This window comes from Desulfovibrio sp. SGI.169, assembly GCF_050313595.1.
GTDB lineage: Bacteria > Desulfobacterota > Desulfovibrionia > Desulfovibrionales > Desulfovibrionaceae > Desulfovibrio.
The window spans coordinates 1-21,125 of sequence record NZ_JBNPLS010000033.1; the positions used below are offsets into that span (position 1 = coordinate 1).

Sequence of the window (21,125 nt, forward strand, 5' to 3'; positions counted from 1 at the left end):
CCCCGCACGACGGCACAGGCAAGCCATTTCTTACCCTGCGAGGCAGCATGTTGGATTTTATTGTTCAGGGATTCGCGAGCGCGCTGGTTCCGGAAAATCTGCTGGTCATGTTCATTGGCCTTCTTGTCGGCATTGTGGGCGGCATGCTGCCCGGCATCACCACCGTCACGGCAGTGGCCCTCTTTGTGCCCTTTACGTTCTCCATGTCTCCGGAGATGGCGCTCATTGCCCTGGGCGGCGTGTTTTGCGGCGCCATGTACGGGGGCGCCAACGCGGCCATTCTTATCAACACCCCCGGCACGCCGGGTTCCATCGCCACCTCGCTGGACGGTTATCCGCTCACCAAACAGGGCCGGGCGGAAGAAGCCTGCTATGCGGCGCTGCTCGCCTCGACCCTCGGCGGCATTTTTGGCGTGGTCGCCCTCATGCTCTTTTTTGAACCACTGTCAAAGATGGCGCTGAGTTTCGGTTCCGAAGCCTTTTTCTGGATGGGGCTTTTCGGCCTTTCCACTCTGGCGGCCATGTTTCCGGGCCATATCGCCAAGGGCCTGCTCGGCGGCGCCATGGGCCTTGCCCTCGGCACTGTGGGGCTTGACCCGGTGATGGGCATGCCGCGCTTTACGTTTGACGTTTTTTCGCTGGTGCAGGGCCTGGATATGGTGGCCCTCATGATCGGGCTCTTTTCCGTCTCGCAGATGTTCGTCATGCTGGAGAGCAACGAAACCTACATAGTAAGCATGGCCCGTCAGGCCCATGCCCTGAGAAACGCGCTCATCAACATGTTGCGTCATCTGCGCCTGCTGGGGGTTTCCTCGGCCATCGGCACCTTTATTGGCGCGCTGCCCGGCGCGGGCGGCAGCGTCGCCGCGCTGGTTTCCTACAACGAGGCCAAGCGCTGGGACAAAAACCCTGACCGCTACGGGCAGGGCGCCATTGAAGGCGTGCTGGTGCCGGAAAGCGCCAACAACGCCAGTGTGGGCGGATCGCTGGTGCCCCTGCTTTCTCTCGGCATTCCCGGCAGCGCCGCGGCCGCCGTGCTTGCCGGCGGCCTCATGGCGCAGGGCTCACGCCTGGCCCCCAGCTTATGGAAAAGAACCCGGAAATAGCCTACGCCTTCATTGTCAGCATGATTCTCGCCAATATCGGCATGCTGTTCATAAGCTACCTGCTGGTGCGCATCTGCACGCGCATCCTTGACGTGCCAAAGCTGCTCATCATTCCGGCGGTCATTTCCATTTCCTTTCTCGGCGCCTACGCCCTGCGCAACAGCATGTTCGACGTCATGCTCATGATTGTTTCGGGCGCGATCGCCTATGTGCTGCTCAAGGCGAATATCATGCCAGCGGCCATCGCGCTCGGCCTGGTGCTCGGAAGAATCATTGAAGAAAATCTCATTGTCACCTGCTATCGCGCCCAGGCCGAGGATTCCTTGGCGGACTTGCTGGTGTTTTCGCCTATGGCGGCGGTCTTCATGACGGCGTGCGTTCTGGCCGTGGCCATTCCTCTCTGGCTCACGCGCCGCAAGGAACGCGCGGCGGGCACGGCGCGCCGGCCCAGACTGTCGGCGGCCTGTCTTGGACGCTACGACTTCTGGGTGGTGTTCGCCATCACGCTCGGCGGCGTCTTCTTTTTTCAGCAGTCCCTTGAGCTGACAGGCGTTTCCAGCTACTTCCCGCAGGCCGTCTATGCCTCCATCATCGGCCTTGGGGTCTTCATTATGGGCATGCAGGCATTTCAAACCGCGCCAATGGGCCGGGCGCTGCCGTCCCGCGGCGCTCTGGGAAGCATCGGCATCTATCTCGGCATCATGGCGCTTGCCTATCTGCTTATTGAACCGCTGGGTTTTTATACGGCCCTCTTTTTGGGCACGGGCGCCATGACCGCCTACGGCGTCTTTGGCCTTACGGATCGCAAACGCGACTGGCGCGGGCTTGCCTTTGTGCTGGGCTACACGCTTCTGCTGACCAGCGTGGAGTACGGATGTTTTCGCCTGCTCATGGGCGTGCAGACGCCCACGGGATTCCTGATCTGAGCTGACGCGGTCTTCAGAAAGGCATATCCAGGATGTGAACAGCTTTGCCGCCCCGCATGCCGAAAGCATTGCGCGCCTGCCGACGGCTATCCGGCCGTCAAACGCGGCAGCCATACGGCGCATTCGGAAAACCGCGCGCGGTTGTGCGTCGGGACGGAAAATCTGCGTCCTAACCTTATAACTGACAGGCATTTTCGGAGGAAGACATGGGATTTGCCGACAAAAACAACGAAAAAATAGGCGCGGTCAACAGGGGAACGCCGTGCGAATCGGGATTGTGCAGCTTTTGCCGCGTGGACTGCCAGGGCAAGTGCGAAACGTGGCTGAGTTCTCTGCTGGGACGCAGGACGCTCATTCCGCAAAACTACGGCAACGCTTCACTGGGAAGCGACAATACCGTGTTGCAGGGCGTGTCTTACAACAGCCTGCGCATCCGCGGCCGGGTTTTCGGCGCCAGCGGGCTTGACGCCGAACAGGCCGCTTCGGGCGACGTTACCTACACCGATGCCGCTATCGCCACGCATCTCGGCAGCCATGCGGCCTGGCCCTGTCGTTTCCCGTTTGTTCTGGGCGCGCTGAGCCGCAACCCTGTTGTTGACAAATACTGGGACAGCTTTGCCGTGGGCGCGGCCCTTTGCGGCATCCCTCTTGTCATTGGCGAAAATGTGGGCGGGGGCGACACAAAGACGGTTTTCAACAAAGATGGCAGCATCAAGGCCCTGCCTGATCTGGATCGCCGCATTGCCAGCTATATGCGCTATCACGACGGCAAAGGCGCGCTCTTTGTGCAGCTGAACCCCAATGACGCGCACAACGGCGTGGGAGATTACGTCGCCCGCGTCTATGGCGACAAGGTCTGCATTGAATTCAAGTGGGGCCAGGGCGCCAAGCCGCTCAACGGCGAGGGCCGCATCACATCCATCGACTTTGCCCGTTTCATGAAAAGCCGCAGCTACTGCCTGCGCCCCGACCCCGACGACCCGGAGACGGCCCGCGCCTTTGAGGAGGGCCGCCTGCCGCATTTCACCCGTTACACCAGCATGGCCTACACCGGCTTCAGCGAGCCTGACGCGGTTCAGGAAGAGATGGCCCGGCAGCGCGACCGTCTCAAGGAGCTGGGGGCTACGCGCTTCGCGCTCAAAACCGGTGCCTTTGGCGCGCCTGAGGTGGCGCTCGGCATCCGCATCGCTTCGGAACTCGGCTTTGAGCTGTTCACTATCGACGGCTCCGGGGGCGGCACCGGCATGAGCCCTGTGGATGTCATGGATCAGTGGGGCGTTCCGTCGGTCTTTCTGCATGCCATGGCGCAACGCCTGGCCGAAGCGCGGGCAAAGACGGGCAAGCAGGTGGTGGATCTGGCCGTCGGCGGCGGTCTGGCCAGGCCCAGCCAGGCGTTCAAGGCGCTTGCCCTCGGCGCGCCGTATGTCAAGGCGGTGTGCATGTCGCGGGTATTCATGGTTCCCGCTTTCCTCGGCTGCAACATTGAAGGGGCGCTCTACCCCGAACGCAAGGCCGCCGTAAACGGCTCATGGGATTCTCTGCCCAAGAGCGTCGCGGAACTCGGCATGACCCCGGAAACCATTTTCGCCGGTTACGCCGCGCTGCGCGAACGCCTTGGCGCTGAGGAGGTCACGCGCCTGCCGCTGGGGGCTGTGGCCATGTGGACAATGTGCGACAGACTGGGCGCGGGCCTGCAACTGCACATGGCCGGCGCGCGCAAGTTCCGTATCGACTGTTTGAACCGCAGCGACATTGCCGCGGCCAACAGGGAGACGGCCGAGGCCACGGGTATCGACTACATTGCCGACCAGGGCATGGAAGACGCCCTGCGGATGGTGGCGAAGTAGGCTTTTCCAACGATTGGGCGGCGGCGCGGTCGATATGCGCCCCGACCTTGAGCAAACGTATTCAGGAGGTCATAGCATGCTGCGTTCAATTTTTCGTCTTGTCTGCGCTCTTCTGCTGGCAAGCCTGCCCCTGAGCGCGTCCGCCGCGGAGTACCCGGACAGGCCGGTGCAGATGATGGTGCCTTTCAATCCAGGTGGCGGTTCCGACCTTGTCATTCGCCTTATTGAAAAGGAATTCGCCAAAGAGTTCGGCCAACCCCTGACCTTTGTCTACAAGCCCGGAGCCTCCGGGGCCGTGGGCATCACCGAATTCAAGGATATGAAAGCGGACGGCTATACCCTGGCAAGCCAGTCCTATCCGCACATCATCATTCAGGAAATTTCCGGCAGCGGCAATTTTGCCGTGGATGATTTCGACTATCTCGGCATGTTCGCCACCGACGACATTTTTTTTGCCGTGCGCAAGAAATCCCCCTTCCATACTCTGGAAGAATTCATCACGGCCGCTCGTGAAAAGCCCAACACCCTCTCTGTGGCCACCACAGACACCATGGGTTGTTCGCATATGGCTGCCCTCAAATACAAGTCTCTGGGCATTCCGGTAAATCTCATCACCTATACCGGCGGCGCCAAGGCCATTGCGGCCCTGCTCGGCGGGCAGGTGGACGCGCTTATGGTCGTCAAAAGCGTGGCCGCGCCGACCCTGAGCAAACTGAACCTGCTGGCCGTGTGCAACACCACGCGCGACGCCCTGCTGTCTGATGTGCCCACCTTTGCCGAAAAGGGCTATGACATCGTGCAGTTCAACGGTCGCCTGATTCTGGCGCCCAAGGGTTTGCCGGCGGACGTGAAAAAGCGGCTCACCGACGGGCTTGTGGCTGTCTATTCCTCCCCCGAGGTGGCCGAGCGGGCGAAGAACAGCGGCTATGACATCAAGATCGCCGATGGCGATACGGTGAAAAAGATGTTCGACGACTTCCGCGATGAAGCGGTCAGGCTTGTCAATCTTGCCCAGTCTCTCAAATAGATAAGCAGCGCCGTCTGCCGGTGCGGTTTTCCCTCCCGCCCGTACCGGCAGACCCTGCAAAAGAAGTTTATGAATTTTATGGACGGCAATACCCATGATTGATCTGGTAAAATCTCTGCTGCGCGATGTGGCGTCTTTTGGGCGCGACCCCGATGGCGGATGGACGCGGCTGGGCTTTTCCGCCGAGGACAGGGCGGCGCGAGCCTGGTTTGCGGATAAAATGCGCGAATGCGGCCTTGTGGTTCGTCAGGACGCTTTCGGAAACCTTTTCGGCAGGCTGCCGGGCCATGACGATTCCCTGCCCGCCGTGGCGACAGGTTCGCATCTGGATACCGTGCCCAACGGGGGCAATTATGACGGCGTGCTGGGCTGCCTGAGCGGCCTTGCCGCGCTTCGGGACATTGGCCGTTCAGGCGGCTGCCGCCACCCGTTGGAGCTTATTCTCTTTCAGATTGAAGAGTCCACGCGATTCGGCTGCAGCACGCTTGGCAGCAAAATGCTGTGCGGCCTCGCGGATGCCGGCCTGCCGGCAACCCTCAGGGATCGCGATGGCAGGCTTCTCTCCGAAATCATGACCGAGGCCGGACTTGACGGCGGCATGGCGCGCCTGAGCGACATCCGTTGCCGTGACGGGGCCTACAAGGCTTTTGTGGAACTGCACATGGACCAGGGGCCGACGCTGGAAGACGCCGGCCTGCCCCTTGGCGTGATAACCCATATCGTGGGCGTGCGCAGAGCCAGAATTCAGTTTCAGGGCAGAGGCCTGCACGCGGGGGGAACGCCCATGAAAGGGCGGCGCGACGCCTGTGTGGCGGCCTCCGAGGCGGTGCTTGCCCTGAGTGACATTGCCTCCTCCTTTGGGGGCAGGTACGGCATGGTGGGCACCACCGGGGCGGTAAAGGTCATGCCCGGCGCCATCAACGTCATTCCGGCGACAGCCGTGCTTCAGTGCGAAATGCGTTCAGCCGACAACGACGATCTGCAAGCGGGCTGGCAGGCCTTTACCGATGCCCTGCACGCCATTGAAGCCCGACGCGGCGCCCCGGTGGAAATACTGCTGACCGAATCCTGCGCGCCGGTTCCCATGGACAGCGGCATTCAGGATATTCTGCGGCGGACCTGCACGCGCCTGAACGCCCGCTACATGGACATGCAGAGCGGCGCGGGGCATGACTGCATGAACATGGCGCGCGTCATGCCTTCAGCCATGCTTTTCGTTCGCAGTGTCGGGGGCATAAGCCATCAGCCTGAGGAATGCGTTCGGGAAGAGGACATGGCGCTGGCCTGCGCCACACTGCGCGACACACTGAAAACGCTGGGGGCCTGACGCATGGCGGAACAAGCTCTCCCGTCGGTTTTTGTCTGTCAGAACCTGCGAAGCGCGGTACAGGAACTGGGAAAACGTGTCCGCCCCCTGTGGCGCCGCATCCACACCAACCCCGAAACAGGCTATCAGGAACATCTTGCCAGCACTCTGCTTGGCGACTGGCTTGGCGAACACGGCTTCACCGTGCAGCGCGGCGTCGCTGACATGCCTACCGCTTTTTTTGCGAAAAGCGGCGTCTCTTCCCCTGATGACGGACGTTGCATTTTCATGGCGGAATATGACGCGCTGCCGGAAATCGGGCATGCCTGCGGGCACAGCCTCTCAGGGGTCGCCTCCGCGCTGGCCGCGGTTGCTCTCGCGCGTTGCGGCGCTCCTGGAGAAATCCAGGTCGTGGGCACGCCCGCGGAAGAATCTGTGGTGCCGGACGCGGGCGGCAAGCTGCGCTGTCTCAAGGCGGGTCTTTTCCGCCATGCGGATGCCGCGCTCATGGCCCATGCGGCCAACCGCAATATTTTGCGTGTTCCTGTACTGGCGCGCGCGGTTCTGACCGCCGAGTGGCGGGGGGTGGCGGCCCATGCCGGAGCGGCGCCGCACGAGGGAAGAAATGCGCTCAACGCGGCCATTCTCGCGCTCAACGCCTGCAATGCTCTCTATCAGCAGCTTAAAGACGGCTGCCGCATGAACGCCATTCTCACAAGCGGGGGAACGCTGGTCAACACCATTCCCGAATATGCGGCGGCCAGCCTGCAAATTCGGGCTCCCAGCCGCGCGTTGTTGAACGAATTTATTGAAAGAACGCGCGCCGCTCTGACCAGCGGCGGCCTGGCTGCCGGCTGCCAAACGCATGTGGCGTTCGGCTCGCCCCCGGTGGCGGATCTGCGCTTTTCCGAACCTCTGCTTGAGGTTTATGGCGCGGCCTTGCGCCACGCCGGCGTCGCGTATCTGCCGGAAGCTCCGGAAATGCCCATTTCCACCGACGCCGGCGACGTCAGCTATGCGCTGCCGTGCATTCACCCATTTTTCAGCGTGGGCTGCGACACGACCGTTCCCCTGCACTCACGCCATTTCGCCGAGGCATGCGCCACGGATGAGGCATTCGCCTCCATGCTGGAAGCCGCAACCGCCCTGGCGGTCACCGGATACGCGGTACTTGCAGACGCGTCATTGCGCCAGCGCATGGCCGCCGCCTTCCGTGCGGATGGTGCGCGGGAACCGCAGACGCCCCTGCAACATAAGGAGGAAAATAATGGATATTGAGTCTGTTTCCATCGCCGGCATGCTGCTCGCGGGCGTAATGGAAACATGCCAGCCCATGAATATGCTCATTCTTTTCGTGGGGCTGCTGGTGGGCATCATTGGCGGCATGCTGCCCGGCATATCCACCGTGACTTCCGTGGCGCTTTTTGTGCCGTTCACCTTTGCCATGCCCACGACCACGGCCTTCATCGGGCTTGGGGCGGTTTTTTGCGGGGCCATGTACGGCGGCGCCAACTCCGCCATACTCATCAACACGCCCGGACAGCCCGCGGCCATAGCGACGGCCTTTGACGGCTACCCCATGACGCGCAAGGGCCGGGCGGAAGAGGCCCTGTACCTGGCGTTGCTGGCATCGGCCTTTGGCGGCGTTTTCGGAACCCTTGTTCTGCTGTTCTTTTTTGAGCCGCTCTCGCTGGCGGCGCTGGAATTCGGCTCGGAAGCCTTTTTCTGGATGGGCATTTTCGGCCTGACCACGCTCAGCTCCATGTTTCCGGGGCAGGTCATGAAAGGCTTGCTTGGCGGGGCCATCGGCCTGGCCATCAGCACCGTGGGCCTTGACCCGTCCACCGCCACGGCCAGATTTACCTTCGGCTCTTACGCGCTTGTGCAGGGCCTTGACATGGTGGCCGTCATGATCGGCCTGTTCTCCATTTCGCAGATGCTGAGCATTCTTGAAAGCAAGGATGAGTTCATTGCCGCCTACGCCAAAAAAGCGGGCGCGTTCCGCGCGGCGCTGGGAACCATTTTCGGCAATCTCAAAAAGCTTTGCTTTTCGTCCTCACTGGGCACTTTCATCGGCGCGCTGCCCGGCGCCGGGGGCAATGTGGCTTCCATCGTCGCCTACAATGAAGTGAAGCGCTGGGACAAACACCCCGATCGCTTCGGCGCCGGAACGCCTGAGGGCGTCATTGTGCCGGAAAGCGCCAACAACGCCAGTGTGGGCGGGGCGCTTGTGCCGCTGCTTTCGCTGGGCATACCGGGCAGCGCCACGGCGGCGGTGCTGGCCGGCGGCCTTATGGCGCAGGGCATCACGCCCGGGCCGCAGCTTATGGAGATGCATCCGGATCTCGCCTATACGTTCATCATCAGCATGCTGATCGCCAATTTCGCCATGATTCTGGTGGGCTTTTTCCTGGCGAAGGTTTGCACGCGCATCCTTGACGTGCCCAAACTCTACATCATCCCGGCGGTCATTTCCCTTTCCATATTCGGCGCGTACGCCCTGCGCAGCAGCATGTTTGACGTGCTGGTCATGATCGGTTCGGGCATCGGGGCCTGGCTGATGTTGAAGGGGCGCGTCATGCCCGCGGCCATTGCCCTTGGCCTTGTGCTTGGCCCGATTATCGAGGAATCTCTTGTCACAACCATGATGCGCGCGCAAGGCGACACAACGCTGGCCGATCTTCTGCTTTTTTCCCCCTTGTCCATGTTTTTCATCGCGGCGTGTCTCTTTGCCCTCGCGCTGCCGTGGCTGCTCAACCGCAAACGCCAGCGCAAAACGCGGATGCGGACCCGCGTCTTTTCAACGGCCTGCTTGCGCAGCTACGCCTTCTGGCTGGTGTTTGTCATCGGGATTGTGAGCGCGGGTTATCTCTGGGAAGCCTTGAAACTCGCGCCCACGCCGCGCATCTTCCCCTTGTGGGTGAGCTCCGTCATGCTTGGCCTGTCTTTTCTCATCTGTTGCAGCGATTTCTTCAGACCGCAGGCACAGAAGGCGGAGGAAACGATTACTCGCGAAGCGCGGCGGCATGTGGTGGTCTACAGCCTCATCCTGCTCGGCGTCTATTTTGCCATTCAGGCAGGCGGATTTTATTCGGCCTGCTTCCTCGGCGTGCTGCTCATGACTGCCTACGGCGTCTTTTGCGTGGGCCGCACGCCGGTTACAGCCGCCGCATGCGCGAAAGTTGGCGTTTTTTCCGCCTGCTGCCTGTTCATTGAATACTGCTGCTTCGGTCTTCTGCTGCGCCTACAGCCGCCACAAGGAATGCTGCTGTAGGCTCACGCGCCATATCGGGCGTCATGGCCGGCGGCGGAGGCATTCACCCCTTTGAGTCAGTGAAAGGGTGAATGCCTCGTTCATTATCCGGGATTGTCTGAGTACAGATGCCGGGGCATGGATGAGCAAGGTGGAACCGACAAAACGCATTGACATGATCCGCAAAACAGAAGACGGTCTCATTCGTGGTCATGGCGGCGGACATGCGCGGGCCGCCGAAGCCTTGCCTGGCGGGCGTCGCCTCTGCCCTTCCGCCCGCGCGAAAATTCTGTTTCATGGCGAACATCGCCAAGCGGCCGGCGCACAATTTTTTACGCAGGGAGCACTGCTATGGACAAGTTTGACGTCATCATCATCGGCGGCGGCCCTGGCGGCGCAAAGGCCGCCAGAGTTCTTGCCGCCGGGGGCAAATCCACGGCACTGGTGGAGGATGCCCACTGGGGCGGCGTCTGCCTCAACTGCGGCTGCATCCCCACCAAGATGCTGCTGGGCGCGACGGCGCCCAAGGGCCTGTTGCGCGGCCTGGAACGCCAACGCGTGGCCAGGGGCACGGTTGAGGTGGATTACGCCGCCCTGCAAAAAAGGGTGCAACGTTATACCAGGGCATCCAGCCAAACCCTGGCCAAAGCTCTGAGCGATGCGGGCGTGACGCTGTTCAGCGGACGCGGCGTCTGCTCCGGCCCGCACGAGGCGCGCGTCATGGCGGCCGACGGCGCTGAACAGACGCTTTCCGCCCGGCATATCATTCTGGCCGGCGGTTCACGCTCCGCTTCCTTTCCCGGCCTGATTCCTGACCATGACGCGGTGCTGGACAGCACTGACCTGCTCGGCATTCCCGCCGTTCCCGAAAGCCTGATTATTGTGGGCGCGGGGGCCATCGGCCTGGAAATGGCCGACTTTTTCAGCAGCATGGGCGCGGCCGTCACCGTGGTGGAAGCGGCCCCGCAATTGGCCCCCACGGAAGACGCGGATATCGCGCGGGAACTGCAAAAGCTGCTGGGCAAGGCGGGGCGCTCCTGCCTGACGGGCGTCAAGGCATCCTCCCTGCTGACCAGGAACGGCCAGGCCGTACTGACCCTGGATGACGGTCGGGAACTGACGGCGGCCAAGGCGCTGGTGGCCGTGGGCCGCACGCCCAACACCGACGGTCTGGAAGCCGAAAAGGCCGGTTGCGGCCTGAACGGGCGCGGCTATGTCGCTGTGGACGACTATCTGAAAGCCGCGCCTTCGGTTTTCGCCATCGGCGACATCAACGGCAAAACGCTGCTGGCTCATGCCGCCGAACATCAGGGCGATTATGTGGCCCGCCAGATTCTGGGGCTGGAAAGCGGAGCCTACGATTCCGGCCCGGTGCCCTCCTGCATTTACGGCAGCCTGGAAGTCATGCGCGTGGGCAAAACCGCCAGACAGGCTCTGGCCGAAGGCGGCAAGACGGAAGTTTCGCGCGCCATGTTCACGGGCAACGCCATTGCGCAGGCGGGCGGCGACGCTTCCGGCTTTGTAAAGGTGGTCTGGCAGGATGACCGCATGGTCGGCATCGCGGCTCTGGGGCATGGCGCGTCACATCTGGTCACGGCGGCTCAGCTTCTCTTGCTGGGGCAATACGGCGGCGACAGGCTGCACGGCTTCATGTTCGCCCACCCCACTCTGGACGAGATACTTTGCGCGGCTGTTCAGGCCCCGCGCGAACCAGCGGCCTGAGCGTCTTCATGTATCCTTTGGCGTCCCTTGCGGGCGGACGGCATCCATCCGCAAGGGGCGTTCGCTTCGCCCGCATGCGGCCCCGCATGTTCATGCCATGCGGCAGACTCGCGCGCCGAACGCGCCGCGGTTGGCCCCAGAAAAGCCTTGCCAGTCGCCAGGAACTTGGATAAAAGTGACTTCCGAAATCATACCCGTTTCCTCCGGTGCATCCGGTCCAGACATAAGGAGAGCAAGATGTCGTATGTGCAGCGAGTGATGGACAGCCTGAAAGAAAAATACTCTTATGAACCCGTGTTCCTGCAGGCTGTTCAGGAGGTGCTGCAAAGCCTGCAGCCGGTGCTGGACAAAAACCCCAAATATGAACAGTACAAAATTCTCGAACGCATGGTGGAGCCCGAGCGCAGCATTGCTTTCCGCGTGGAATGGGTGGACGACAAGGGCCAGGTGCAGGTCAACAGGGGCTACCGCGTGCAGTACAATTCCGCGATCGGCCCCTACAAGGGCGGCCTGCGTCTGCACCCCAGCGTCAATCTGGGCATTCTCAAGTTTCTGGGTTTTGAACAGATTTTCAAGAACTCCCTCACCGGCCTGGCCATCGGCGGCGGCAAAGGCGGTTCTGACTTCGACCCCAAGGGCAAGTCCGAGATGGAAGTCATGCGCTTTTGCCAGGCCTTCATGACGGAACTGTTCCGCCACATCGGCGCCACCATCGACGTGCCCGCCGGGGATATCGGCGTGGGCGGCCGCGAGGTGGGCTTCCTCTTCGGGCAGTACAAACGCCTGACCAAGAGCTATGAGGGCGTGCTCACCGGCAAGAATCTGCTTTTTGGCGGTTCCCTGGCCCGTACCGAAGCCACGGGCTACGGCGCGGTCTACTTCGCCCAGAGCATGCTGGAAGACCGCAAGGAAGACCTGGCGGGCAAAACCTGCGTGGTTTCCGGCGCGGGCAACGTGGCCATCTACTGCTGCGAGAAACTGTTGCAGGTAGGGGCCAAGCCGGTTACCGTATCCGACTCGCGCGGCATGATTTACGATGCCGACGGCATCAAGCTGGATGTGCTGAAGCAGGTCAAGGAAGTGGAGCGCGCCGCCCTGACCCGCTACGCCGAACTTGTTCCCTCGGCCAGGCATACCCCGGTGAGCGACTATCCCCAGGGCCGCAACGCCGTGTGGTCCGTGCCCTGCTTTGCCGCCTTCCCCTGCGCCACACAGAACGAGCTCAATCTGGCCGACGCCGAAACACTGCTGGCCAACGGCTGCCAGTGCGTAGCCGAGGGGGCCAACATGCCTTCCACGTTGGATGCGGTGCATGCCTTTCTCAAGGCGGGCATCGCCTACGGCCCGGCCAAGGCCGCCAATGCCGGCGGCGTGGCCACCAGCCAGCTGGAAATGGCCCAGAACGCCAGCATGCAAAGCTGGAGCTTTGAAACCGTGGACAGCAAGCTGAAGCAGATCATGACCGGCATCTACAAGAACGCGGCCGCCACAGCCGTCGAATTCGGCCAGCCCGGCAACCTTGTGATGGGGGCCAATATCGCCGGCTTCCGCAAGGTGGCCGACGCCATGCTGGCGCAGGGCATATGTTAAGAATCACCGCATGCGAAGTCCGCATGAGGTCTGAAACGGCTTCATGAAAAACGGGCCTTCGTCTTATGCCCAGAAATGTCAAAAGCCGTCCGGCATACCCCGGACGGCTTTTTTCCGTCTCGCCGATCCCGCCCCTCACCAGCGCTCATTGTGAATTCTGTCCGCGCGGAAGCGATCCGCTTCGGCAAAAGGCTGGGCGGGATGCCCCAGCGCAATCAGGCTCAGGGGCATGACATTGGCGGGCAGGCCAAGAATTTCGCGCACGGGCCGCGCGCGTTCCTCCACGGGGTGCAGACCGCACCAGACGGAACCGATATTGCGGGCGCGAGCCGCCAGCATGAGATTTTGCGTGGCGGCGGCGCAGTCCTGCACCCAGAAGCCGGGCGTTTTTTCTTCGTTGAGATCCGCGCAGACCACAATCACCAGCGGCGCGTCAGCCGCCATCTTGGCGTAAGGGTGTCGCTCGGCCAGCGCCGCGCGCACCTTGGGATCGCGCACCGTCACAAAATGCCAGGGCTGGCGGTTGCTGGCGCTGGGGGCAAGCATGGCCGCTTTGAGCATGAGCTTCAGATCCTCGTCGCTGATGTCTTCCCGGGTATATTTGCGGATGCTGCGCCGGGTGAACAGGGCTTCAAAAATATCCATCGCTTTTTCTCCTTGTCTGCAAAAATACTCTTTTCTGCGAATATGCCCCAATCGTCTTCAAAGTAAAAGCCCGGCGCACGGCCCGCCATCTTGCACGGACGGACAGCCAGTGCTATTTTCACCAGCCGGAGGCCGCATGGAAGTTCCTTTTCTCTACGAAATTGTTATCATTTTTCTGCTCTCCATTGTCGTCACCATCGTCTGCAACCGCCTCAAACTGCCCGCCACGGTGGGTTTTCTGCTTACCGGCGTGCTCTGCGGCCCGTCTCTTTTGGGCATTGTCAGCAATCGCGAGGCTATTGACCATGTGGCGGACATTGGCGTGGCCATGCTGCTGTTCACTATCGGCATGGAGCTTTCGGGCGACGCCTTGAGCCGCCTCAAACGTCCCGTCTTTTTAGGCGGCAGCCTCCAGATCGGCCTGACGGTTCTGGCCATCACGGGCATTGCCGTTCTGGAGGGATCCTCTTACCAGAAAGGCGTTTTGTGGGGCTGCCTGGTGGCCCTTTCCTCCTCCGCCATCGTGTTGCGCCTCCTGCAGGAACGTGGCGGCAGCAACACGCCCACCGGCCGTCTTGCGCTGGCGATTCTGGTTTTTCAGGATATCATGGTGGCGCCCATGCTGCTTTGCGTGCCGCTGCTGGCCGGCGCGCTGAACCTCTCGCTGGAAAGCGCGCTCTTTTCCGTCCTCTGGGTGGCGCTGGCCTTGGGCGGCGTGCTGCTTTTCGCCCATTTCGGGCTGAACCGGCTGATGGAAGCGGTCATGCGCACCCGCACCCGCGAAATTCTGCTTCTGACCACCCTGGGCCTGTGCCTGGGCATGGCCCTGCTGACCAGCGCTCTGGGGCTCTCCCTTTCCCTGGGGGCCTTTCTGGCCGGTCTGCTGCTGGCCCGTTCGCAATACAGCATGAGCGTCATCTCCGGCATCCTGCCCTACCGCGACGTGTTCATGAGCCTTTTTTTCATTTCAGTGGGCATGATGCTCAATGTGGATTTTTTCGGCCGGCATTTTTTCAGCATTGTGCTGAGCACGCTGCTCTTCATCATCATCAAGAGTCTGCTGACTCTGCCCGCGGTATTGATTCAGGGCTATCCGCTGCGCGCGGCTATCATCACTTCGCTTTCTCTGGCGCAGGTGGGCGAATTTGCCTTTGTGCTGGCCGCCTCCGCTCTTAGCGCCGGCCTGTTCGACATGATCGCCTATCAGAATTTCCTGGCCATGAGCGTATTGACCATGATGCTCACCCCGGGCCTGATAGCCGTGGCCCCGCGTCTGGCCAATCTGGTCGCGGGCTGGCGCAATGAAAAAAAGCTGGAGGAAGAAAAAGACAAGAGCGGCGACGACAGCTCCCTGGAAGACCATCTCATCATCGTCGGCTTCGGCATCAGCGGCAAACACCTTGCCCATGTGGCGCACGAGTCGGGCATTCCCTATACTATCCTTGAAATGAACCCTGAAACGGTGCATCGCTACCATGACAAAGAGCCTATCTCTCACGGCGACGCCACACAGCCGGTGGTGCTGGAGCATCTGGGCGTGGAAAGGGCGCGGGTGCTGGCCATCATCATATCAGATCCGGCGGCGGTGCGGGCCATTACCATTGAGGCGCGCAGGTTCAATCCCAATCTGTATATCGTGGCCCGTACCCGCTTTGTAACCGAGGTGGCCCCTCTGCGCCGCCTTGGCGCCAATGACGTGATCGCCGAAGAATTTGAAACCTCCATTGAGGTGTTCAGCCGTGTGCTTACCCAGTATCTGGTGCCCCGGCAGGATATTGACGCCTTTGCCGCGCGCATCCGTCAGGCGAATTACAGGATGATCCGCCGCATGAGCAATGCGGTGGATCCTCTGGAAGAAATGGTCAGCCGCCTGCCGGACATGGGCGTGCAGGCCATGCGTTTGGGGAAAAATTCGCCGCTGTGCGGGCTGCCGCTGTCCCAGAGCGGGCTGCGGCCCAACTATGGCGTAACCGTGGTGGCCATCCACCGCCAGGGCGAGATTCATGCTTCGCCGGAACCGCAGAACTGCCTTGAAGCCGATGACATTGTCTACCTTTTCGGCAAAACCGACAAACTGTATGCCGTCAAGCCCCTCTTTTCCGGCCCGTTGAAGGAGAACGCCGCTCAGCCCGAAAGCGCCAAGGCCGCCACATAAACCTATGGTTCAATCGGGGCGACCGCGCCTGTTCCGCCGCCCTCCGGCGCAAGCGGCGGCTGAAACACCACGAAGTGCGGCGTTTCTTCCACTATCCGCCACTGGCGGCGCACCCGTTGCGGCACGGAATAACCGGCGCGCTCATAGGCGTCAGCCTTATGCGCGTTCAGTTGGTCGCGCTCCATAAACACTGTGAGTTTTTTATCCAGCAATTCCCGGTACAGGGCGTCAACCTCGGCGTTGATCTCCCAGTCAATGAGCCAGTCCGATCCGTAAACCGGCCTGTCGTCATTGAGATAATAGCTGAATGAAAACCCGGGCATGGTCTTGTAGTTTGGCCCATACTTGGCCCTCAGAGCCTTGAGCTCAGCCAGTCTGGCGTACATTTCCGCGTCCACCAGCACGCCCCCGGCCTTGGGGAAAATATCGCCGGCATCCATATTCAGCGCGGCGCGAGGCATGGGCCGCACCGGAAAAACATAGGGATATTGATAGCCCACACCGAACATCAGCAGACCGGCCAGCAGACTTGCCCAGGCCAGCGCGCGCGCACCGCCGCCCAGTCGGGCGTGCACCAGCAGCAGAGAAAAAATCAGCGGCACGGCAAAAAAAGCCGGAATTTTATAACCGCCGCTGATCGCCACAGACCAGGCCGCCAGTAGCCCCGCGCCCAAGCCCGCGGCGGCTCGCCAGCGGGGATGCGGCAGCGTGGCGTCGCGCAGCCAGGTTGTGAGGAAAACCTGAGGGAAAAACACGCACAGGCCCCCCAGCAGCATGAACAGGGTGGGCCAGGACAGGCCATAACCTATCCAGCTCTGGCTGTGCAGCGCTTCCCGGATATACCAGGCCGCCAGCAGCGCCAGATAAACATAGGCGGGCCGCAATGCGGCGGGCAGAGGCTTTCCGAGCGGCCGCGCCGCCAGCCAGGGCAGAACGGCCAGGAGGGGCAGTAGCCAGCTCTGGCGCAGATAGATGAGAATGCCCGCATCCAGAGCTTCCCGGATATCCAGTTGCCCTGTGGTCATGCGCGAAAAGGCGGGCAGCGCCCCGGCGTAATGCAACAGGCCGTAGACCAGAAGCATGAGCCCCAGCCAGGCGGCCAGACAGCGGGCGACCTCGCGCCGCCGGGGCCGGGTCAGCCAGATCAGCAGCATCACGGTCGGCGGCAGCAGCAAAAAGGACTGTTTGCACAGCATGGAGCAGCCCGCCAGCAGCCCGGCGATCGCGGGCCAGCCGCTCACGGCGGCCCACAGCGCCCCGCCGGCAAAAAGAATGCCGTCCACCGTATGCCAGGGCATATGCGGGAAGCTGTGCGCCCCCCAGACAAAACCGCAGGTGGCCAGCAGCGGCAGCGGCAGGCCCAGCGCCTCCAAGCGGAAGAGCCTGTTCAAAAAAAGCGCCGCGAACCAGGAGGCCGCCAGCATGCCGGCCACAAAGCCGGCCTTTCCGGCCAGCACGTTGACGCTCTCCGGCGTGAGCCACATCCAGAACGCATGCCAGTACAAAGGCAGCGCGGGCTTGATGTAGTAAAAATCCCGATACGGCGTCTGGCCTTCCAGAATGCGCCAGGCATAGCCGTAAAAATAGCCGAAATCCGTGGTGTCCATGCCGTAGGGCGTGTAGAGCAGCAGATAGGCCAGGGGCGTCAGCGCGGCGACGGCCCAGGCCAGTCTGCTCTGATTTCGATCAGTCATTCGCGCCATAGCGTCAAAGTCCTTGTTTCGGCGGGGTGGGTCGTCGCGCGGCGTATCACAGGCACGCGCCTCTGGCAAGACGGATGAGAGGGCGTCGCTCCGCACGCGGCAAAAACGCGGCATGTCCGCTTGCGCATTTTACAAGAGCCGGCTAAAGTCACAAAATGCAAATTTGAAAACGGCGTCGCCGGCATTGCCGGGCGACGCGCAAAACGCCGCGTATTGCAGGCGGATTTTGCCATGCCTGACGACACAAGTCTGCGCGCCCTGCTGCGCAACGCCAAAAGTATTGCCATTCTGGGCGCAAAAGATACGCCCGGGCAGCCTGTGGATCGTGTGGGCCGCTATCTGCTGGAGCAGGGTTACGCCATATGGCCGGTGCACCCCGTGCGACGCGCTGTCTGGGGGCTGACGGCCTTTCCCCATCTGGCCGCCCTGCCCGGCCCGGCGGATATTATCGACGTCTTCCGCGCGCCGCGATACTGCCCGGAGCACGCGCGCGAAATTCTGGCCCTGCCCTGGCGCCCTCAATGTTTCTGGATGCAGGCGGGCATTGCCTCGCCCGAGGCGCGCGAACTGCTTGAGGCGGCGGGGGCGCGCGTGGTGGAAAACGCCTGCCTGATGGTGGAGCATGCCCGCCTGCTGCGCGGCACGGCGGAACAACAAGCATAAGTTGGTTGACCGTGGCTTCCGAACATACGGAAACTGTATTTCAATGCCGCATGTGCGGCCACTGCTGTGAAGGCCGCGGCGGCATTGTGGTCAGCCCCGCCGATCTCACCCGGCTTTCCGCCTTTCTGCGGCTGAAGCCGGAAGAGGTCGTCACGCGCTATGGCGAACAATCGGGCGGCAAACTCAAAATCCGCACGGGCGCGGACGGTCGCTGCATTTTCTTCAAGGAGGGCCAGGGCTGCGGCGTGCATGAAGGCAAACCCGCCATTTGCCGGGCCTGGCCCTTTTTCAGGGGCAACCTCGAAGACCCCGCCAGCCTGGCCCTGGCCAAGGATTTCTGCCCCGGCATCAACCGGCGCGTGAGCCACGCGGTCTTTGCCCGACAGGGCCTCGCCTATTTGCAGAAAGAAGGCCTGCTGGCGCATGACCCCTCCTGTGAAGCCAACGCGCTGATCCTCAAGTAAGCCAACGATGCGACGCCGCCCCCGCCAGCTCTCAGTCAAGGAATGCTACGCGATTCTCAAGATCGACAAGGGCGCCGATCTTCAGACCGTCAAGCGCGCCTACCGTCGTCGCGCCTTTGAGCTGCACCCTGATCTGAACCCCGGCAAGCCCGACGCCAGCCGCCAGTTTCAACTGCTTAACGAAGCCTATGTGGCTCTTTCGGCCGTGCTCCAGCCCGCCGAGGACGCCCGGCGGAAAGAGGAGGAACGCCGCCGCGCGGCATCCGCCTCCCAGGCGGCTGACTCGTCCCGCCCGGAAGACGCGGCCGGGCGGTCGAGTGAAGAAGAGCGGAAACAGTCTTCGCAAAAAGACGGCAACGACAACGGCGCGCAGGCTTCAGGGCAGGCGACTGATCAGACTTCGCAAGCCGCCGGGCAGGCCGGGCCTCAAGACAAGGCTTCATCCGGGCAGGATGGACACGAACGCACGGAGCAGCAGGCCGAAAAGAGCACAAATGCTTATGCCGAACAGGATGTGCTGCGTGATTTGCTCAATGATCCCTTTGCCCGGCGCGTCTTTGAGGATATTTACAGCGAGTTGAGCCGTCAGCAGGCCGACCAGCAGCAGACGCCGCCTGAAAACGAGAGCCAGACCCGCCAGGCCGCGCCTCAGGAGAAGACCAGCACCAAGCTCCATCAGGGCAATCTGGCCTGGGGGACGCCCAAGTGGAATCTGGATCTTAACAAGAGCGTCAAGGGCGTGGTCAAGGACTGGCTGCGCCGCCAGATTGACGAAGAGCAAAGCCTGACCCTGCCTGCCGCCCGGCTTGCGCCGGGCAGGCGTGTGCGCCTGCAAATCCGCCGCGGATTTTCCGGCGAATTGCGCACCGTGGAAATCACCCTGCCGCCGGATTTCGCAGTGGGCAAGCCCGTGCGCCTGCGGGGGCTGGGCAAACGCGTGGGGCCCTGGCAGGGCGATCTTTATCTCACCCTGTACAATGAGTAGGGCTACAGCGCTTCTTTCGCAATGCTGAAGCTGAACTCCCCACGCTCCTCTCCTCCCACCGCATAGCGCAGACGTTCCCTGACCGCGTTCTCCGCATCAAACGTCAGCACCACAGGCTTTCTGGAATACAGCTCTCCCGGTCCGTCAACATATTCCACAGCGGTGATGATCAGTTCGTCATTGGGCTGGCAGGTGCGCGCCGCGGCGCCGTTGAGAATGCAGCAGCGGGAACCGGCCTCGCCGTAGATCACATAGGTGGAAATGCGCTGGCCGCTGTTTTTGTTCCAGATATTGACAAATTCCAGAGGATAGATGCCCGCCAAAGCGCACTGTTCCGGATCAAGCGTGATGGAACCATGGTAATCCAGCACGCAGCCTGTCACATGAATGCCGTGCAGTTTGGCCCGCAGTATCTGAAGCATGTTCTCCGCCTTTGGCTTGAACGCCCGCGCGCAAACGCCGCGAGAGCGCGCTCTGAAAAAAGGCCGCGTAACGCGGCCTGGAAAATTGGAAAAACAGTTCTGGCGCTTTCCGAAGGGACAATGGGCGATGCTCTCAGTATGCCCTGATGTATTCATCCATATTGCCGGCGGAACAGTTGCGGCTGACCCAGAAGGCCGAGGCCCAGACCATCAGGGCCGTGGCCTGGGTATCGTCCAGAGCCTTGAGCTTGGACTCCAGACTGGATTTGCTGGCGCCGTGGCGCAAATGGACGTTATTGACGTCGCAGGCGTCCGTCACCCGAAGCAGCAGATAGGACAGACGGGTGTGATCGGGCATCAGCTTCATGTCCTTGTGGGCTTCCACGATGGTCTTGAGTTCGGCCGCGCTGAACCTCTGCTTGATGCCGGTAATGGCCCGAAAAAAGGTATCCACGGCCCACGGCAGAATAAATTCCGCGCCGGCGCTCTTGGTGCGAAAATAATCCTTGAGCCAGCGTTCCTGATCGTCATTGATGCGTGCTGCGACCTGCGGCATGGATGCCCCCGATACTTATGTGCGCCCCGGCCCGGAACCGGGTATCATTACGATGCTGTGCGCCGCCTGTTTTCTTAGGGGCTACACTACCTTGCAGAAAAATTCAAGACATGATCTAGGCTCGGGGCTTGTCAGGCTCAGACCCCATTAAAAAATGCGTTATAGGTTTTGCTTGTGGGCAAAAAAGAGAGATTTTTCCGCATGCCGCCCGAAGCGGAGCAAAGGGCGGGCTGTCGCCACAACAATCCAAAAAACAGGAATTTTTTGCGTCGCACGGAAAGGGGCGATTTTTGACGGGAGTGTGCTCATGTGCATGGCAGACAAAAATCGCGCAGTGCGCGGCCAGCGAAACGGGCCGTTTTTGACGGACAATTGCGGCGGAACACAACCAGCCCCCCTGACCAACAGCGCATTCATGGGGTCTGACTCTAAACAGACAAGGCGACAAAGGCGGCGATGCAAATGGCGAAAGGCAACCCGCGGCGTAACGGCCATGGCGTATGGAGATTGCGCGCCAAGCCTTGAGCATGCCGAACATGATTTTCATTTTGCGCCACTGTTTTTATGGAATGCCGCCGGCTGACCGGAGGCATTGCAGACGGCATGGGTTTTGAATTCAGGCCGCCTTTTGCGCCCGACACAGCGGGAAAGGCCCCTTTTTTCAGCGGGCCCGCCGCTGCCCCGTGGGCTTCGAGATGAGTGGCGTCAATCAGGAGAACATTTCCTATTTTTGAGAGTATAACTGTATAAATCAA

16 protein-coding genes and 1 pseudogene are annotated in these 21,125 nt (G+C 61.5%); 12 read left to right on the top strand and 5 right to left on the bottom strand.

All coding sequences use genetic code 11. The features are described from left to right. Positions 1-143 precede the first annotated feature (143 nt). The 8 genes and pseudogenes from ACQRA4_RS12130 to gdhA all read left to right on the top strand — a co-directional run bounded on the left by ACQRA4_RS12130 (position 144) and on the right by gdhA (position 12,777). A pseudogene (locus ACQRA4_RS12130) lies at positions 144-2,032 on the top strand (tripartite tricarboxylate transporter permease). Between the two features lie 206 nt (positions 2,033-2,238). Continuing rightward, a complete protein-coding gene (locus tag ACQRA4_RS12135; protein ID WP_427823337.1) occupies positions 2,239-3,879 on the top strand; it encodes a glutamate synthase-related protein in 1,641 nt (546 codons plus the stop codon). A gap of 76 nt (positions 3,880-3,955) precedes the next feature. Next, entirely contained in the window at positions 3,956-4,906 is a 951-nt protein-coding gene (locus ACQRA4_RS12140; RefSeq protein ID WP_427823338.1) for a tripartite tricarboxylate transporter substrate binding protein, read from the top strand. Positions 4,907-5,000: 94 nt separating this feature from the next. Further along, positions 5,001-6,233 (top strand): Zn-dependent hydrolase, encoded by a 1,233-nt coding sequence (locus ACQRA4_RS12145; protein WP_427823339.1) that lies wholly within the window; start codon positions 5,001-5,003, stop codon positions 6,231-6,233. 3 nt (positions 6,234-6,236) lie between these two features. Next, positions 6,237-7,490 carry a M20/M25/M40 family metallo-hydrolase gene (locus ACQRA4_RS12150; protein WP_427823340.1) on the top strand — a complete coding sequence of 418 codons (1,254 nt, stop codon included), beginning with the start codon at positions 6,237-6,239 and terminating at the stop codon, positions 7,488-7,490. Beyond that, positions 7,480-9,486, top strand: coding sequence for a tripartite tricarboxylate transporter permease (locus ACQRA4_RS12155; protein WP_427823341.1), 2,007 nt, complete (start codon positions 7,480-7,482; stop codon positions 9,484-9,486). Before ACQRA4_RS12150 ends, ACQRA4_RS12155 begins: the two co-directional genes overlap by 11 nt. 330 nt (positions 9,487-9,816) lie before the next feature. Then, positions 9,817-11,187, top strand: coding sequence for a dihydrolipoyl dehydrogenase family protein (locus ACQRA4_RS12160; protein WP_427823342.1), 1,371 nt, complete (start codon positions 9,817-9,819; stop codon positions 11,185-11,187). Between the two features lie 237 nt (positions 11,188-11,424). Next, positions 11,425-12,777, top strand: coding sequence for an NADP-specific glutamate dehydrogenase (gdhA, locus tag ACQRA4_RS12165; RefSeq protein WP_427823343.1), 1,353 nt, complete (start codon positions 11,425-11,427; stop codon positions 12,775-12,777). Positions 12,778-12,912: 135 nt separating this feature from the next. Here the strand turns inward: gdhA and ACQRA4_RS12170 are convergent, their stop codons facing one another. Further along, positions 12,913-13,422, bottom strand: a complete 510-nt coding sequence (locus ACQRA4_RS12170; RefSeq protein ID WP_427823344.1) for a nitroreductase family protein — start codon at positions 13,420-13,422, stop codon at positions 12,913-12,915. Between the two features lie 136 nt (positions 13,423-13,558). Between ACQRA4_RS12170 and ACQRA4_RS12175 the strand changes: the two genes are divergently transcribed. Then, positions 13,559-15,577: a cation:proton antiporter gene (locus ACQRA4_RS12175; protein WP_427823345.1), complete on the top strand. Its 2,019-nt coding sequence runs from the start codon at positions 13,559-13,561 to the stop codon at positions 15,575-15,577. A gap of 2 nt (positions 15,578-15,579) precedes the next feature. On the opposite strand, the gene ACQRA4_RS12180 is transcribed toward ACQRA4_RS12175, so the two are convergent. After that, entirely contained in the window at positions 15,580-17,271 is a 1,692-nt protein-coding gene (locus ACQRA4_RS12180; RefSeq protein ID WP_427823346.1) for an ArnT family glycosyltransferase, read from the bottom strand. Between the two features lie 240 nt (positions 17,272-17,511). Between ACQRA4_RS12180 and ACQRA4_RS12185 the strand changes: the two genes are divergently transcribed. From ACQRA4_RS12185 to ACQRA4_RS12195, 3 genes are read left to right on the top strand one after another with little or no spacing between them, the layout of a single operon-like run. Further along, positions 17,512-17,943, top strand: a complete 432-nt coding sequence (locus tag ACQRA4_RS12185; protein WP_427823347.1) for a CoA-binding protein — start codon at positions 17,512-17,514, stop codon at positions 17,941-17,943. An 11-nt stretch (positions 17,944-17,954) separates the two neighbouring features. After that, complete coding sequence (locus ACQRA4_RS12190; protein WP_427823348.1) at positions 17,955-18,407, top strand: YkgJ family cysteine cluster protein; 453 nt, start codon at positions 17,955-17,957, stop codon at positions 18,405-18,407. A 7-nt stretch (positions 18,408-18,414) separates the two neighbouring features. Next, positions 18,415-19,392, top strand: a complete 978-nt coding sequence (locus ACQRA4_RS12195; RefSeq protein WP_427823349.1) for a J domain-containing protein — start codon at positions 18,415-18,417, stop codon at positions 19,390-19,392. 2 nt (positions 19,393-19,394) lie between these two features. Here ACQRA4_RS12195 and ACQRA4_RS12200 read toward each other — a convergent pair whose 3' ends face one another. From ACQRA4_RS12200 to ACQRA4_RS12210, 3 genes are all read right to left on the bottom strand, one after another. Next, a complete protein-coding gene (locus tag ACQRA4_RS12200; RefSeq protein ID WP_427823350.1) occupies positions 19,395-19,814 on the bottom strand; it encodes an aspartate 1-decarboxylase in 420 nt (139 codons plus the stop codon). Positions 19,815-19,947: 133 nt separating this feature from the next. After that, positions 19,948-20,370 (bottom strand): hypothetical protein, encoded by a 423-nt coding sequence (locus tag ACQRA4_RS12205; protein WP_427823351.1) that lies wholly within the window; start codon positions 20,368-20,370, stop codon positions 19,948-19,950. Between the two features lie 428 nt (positions 20,371-20,798). After that, positions 20,799-21,125: hypothetical protein (locus ACQRA4_RS12210; protein ID WP_427823352.1), on the bottom strand; the 327-nt coding region annotated here is incomplete at its 5' end.

Bases quoted from the DNA above. Each gene is read 5' to 3' on its own strand.
- ACQRA4_RS12175 (WP_427823345.1), top strand. From the start codon at position 13,559: ATGGAAGTTCCTTTTCTCTACGAAATTGTTATCATTTTTCTGCTCTCC.
- ACQRA4_RS12185 (WP_427823347.1), top strand. From the start codon at position 17,512: ATGCCTGACGACACAAGTCTGCGCGCCCTGCTGCGCAACGCCAAAAGT.
- ACQRA4_RS12180 (WP_427823346.1), bottom strand. From the start codon at position 17,271: ATGACTGATCGAAATCAGAGCAGACTGGCCTGGGCCGTCGCCGCGCTG.
- ACQRA4_RS12200 (WP_427823350.1), bottom strand. From the start codon at position 19,814: ATGCTTCAGATACTGCGGGCCAAACTGCACGGCATTCATGTGACAGGC.
- ACQRA4_RS12195 (WP_427823349.1), top strand. From the start codon at position 18,415: ATGCGACGCCGCCCCCGCCAGCTCTCAGTCAAGGAATGCTACGCGATT.
- ACQRA4_RS12155 (WP_427823341.1), top strand. From the start codon at position 7,480: ATGGATATTGAGTCTGTTTCCATCGCCGGCATGCTGCTCGCGGGCGTA.
- ACQRA4_RS12145 (WP_427823339.1), top strand. From the start codon at position 5,001: ATGATTGATCTGGTAAAATCTCTGCTGCGCGATGTGGCGTCTTTTGGG.
- ACQRA4_RS12140 (WP_427823338.1), top strand. From the start codon at position 3,956: ATGCTGCGTTCAATTTTTCGTCTTGTCTGCGCTCTTCTGCTGGCAAGC.
- ACQRA4_RS12205 (WP_427823351.1), bottom strand. From the start codon at position 20,370: ATGCCGCAGGTCGCAGCACGCATCAATGACGATCAGGAACGCTGGCTC.
- gdhA (WP_427823343.1), top strand. From the start codon at position 11,425: ATGTCGTATGTGCAGCGAGTGATGGACAGCCTGAAAGAAAAATACTCT.
- ACQRA4_RS12150 (WP_427823340.1), top strand. From the start codon at position 6,237: ATGGCGGAACAAGCTCTCCCGTCGGTTTTTGTCTGTCAGAACCTGCGA.
- ACQRA4_RS12160 (WP_427823342.1), top strand. From the start codon at position 9,817: ATGGACAAGTTTGACGTCATCATCATCGGCGGCGGCCCTGGCGGCGCA.
- ACQRA4_RS12170 (WP_427823344.1), bottom strand. From the start codon at position 13,422: ATGGATATTTTTGAAGCCCTGTTCACCCGGCGCAGCATCCGCAAATAT.
- ACQRA4_RS12135 (WP_427823337.1), top strand. From the start codon at position 2,239: ATGGGATTTGCCGACAAAAACAACGAAAAAATAGGCGCGGTCAACAGG.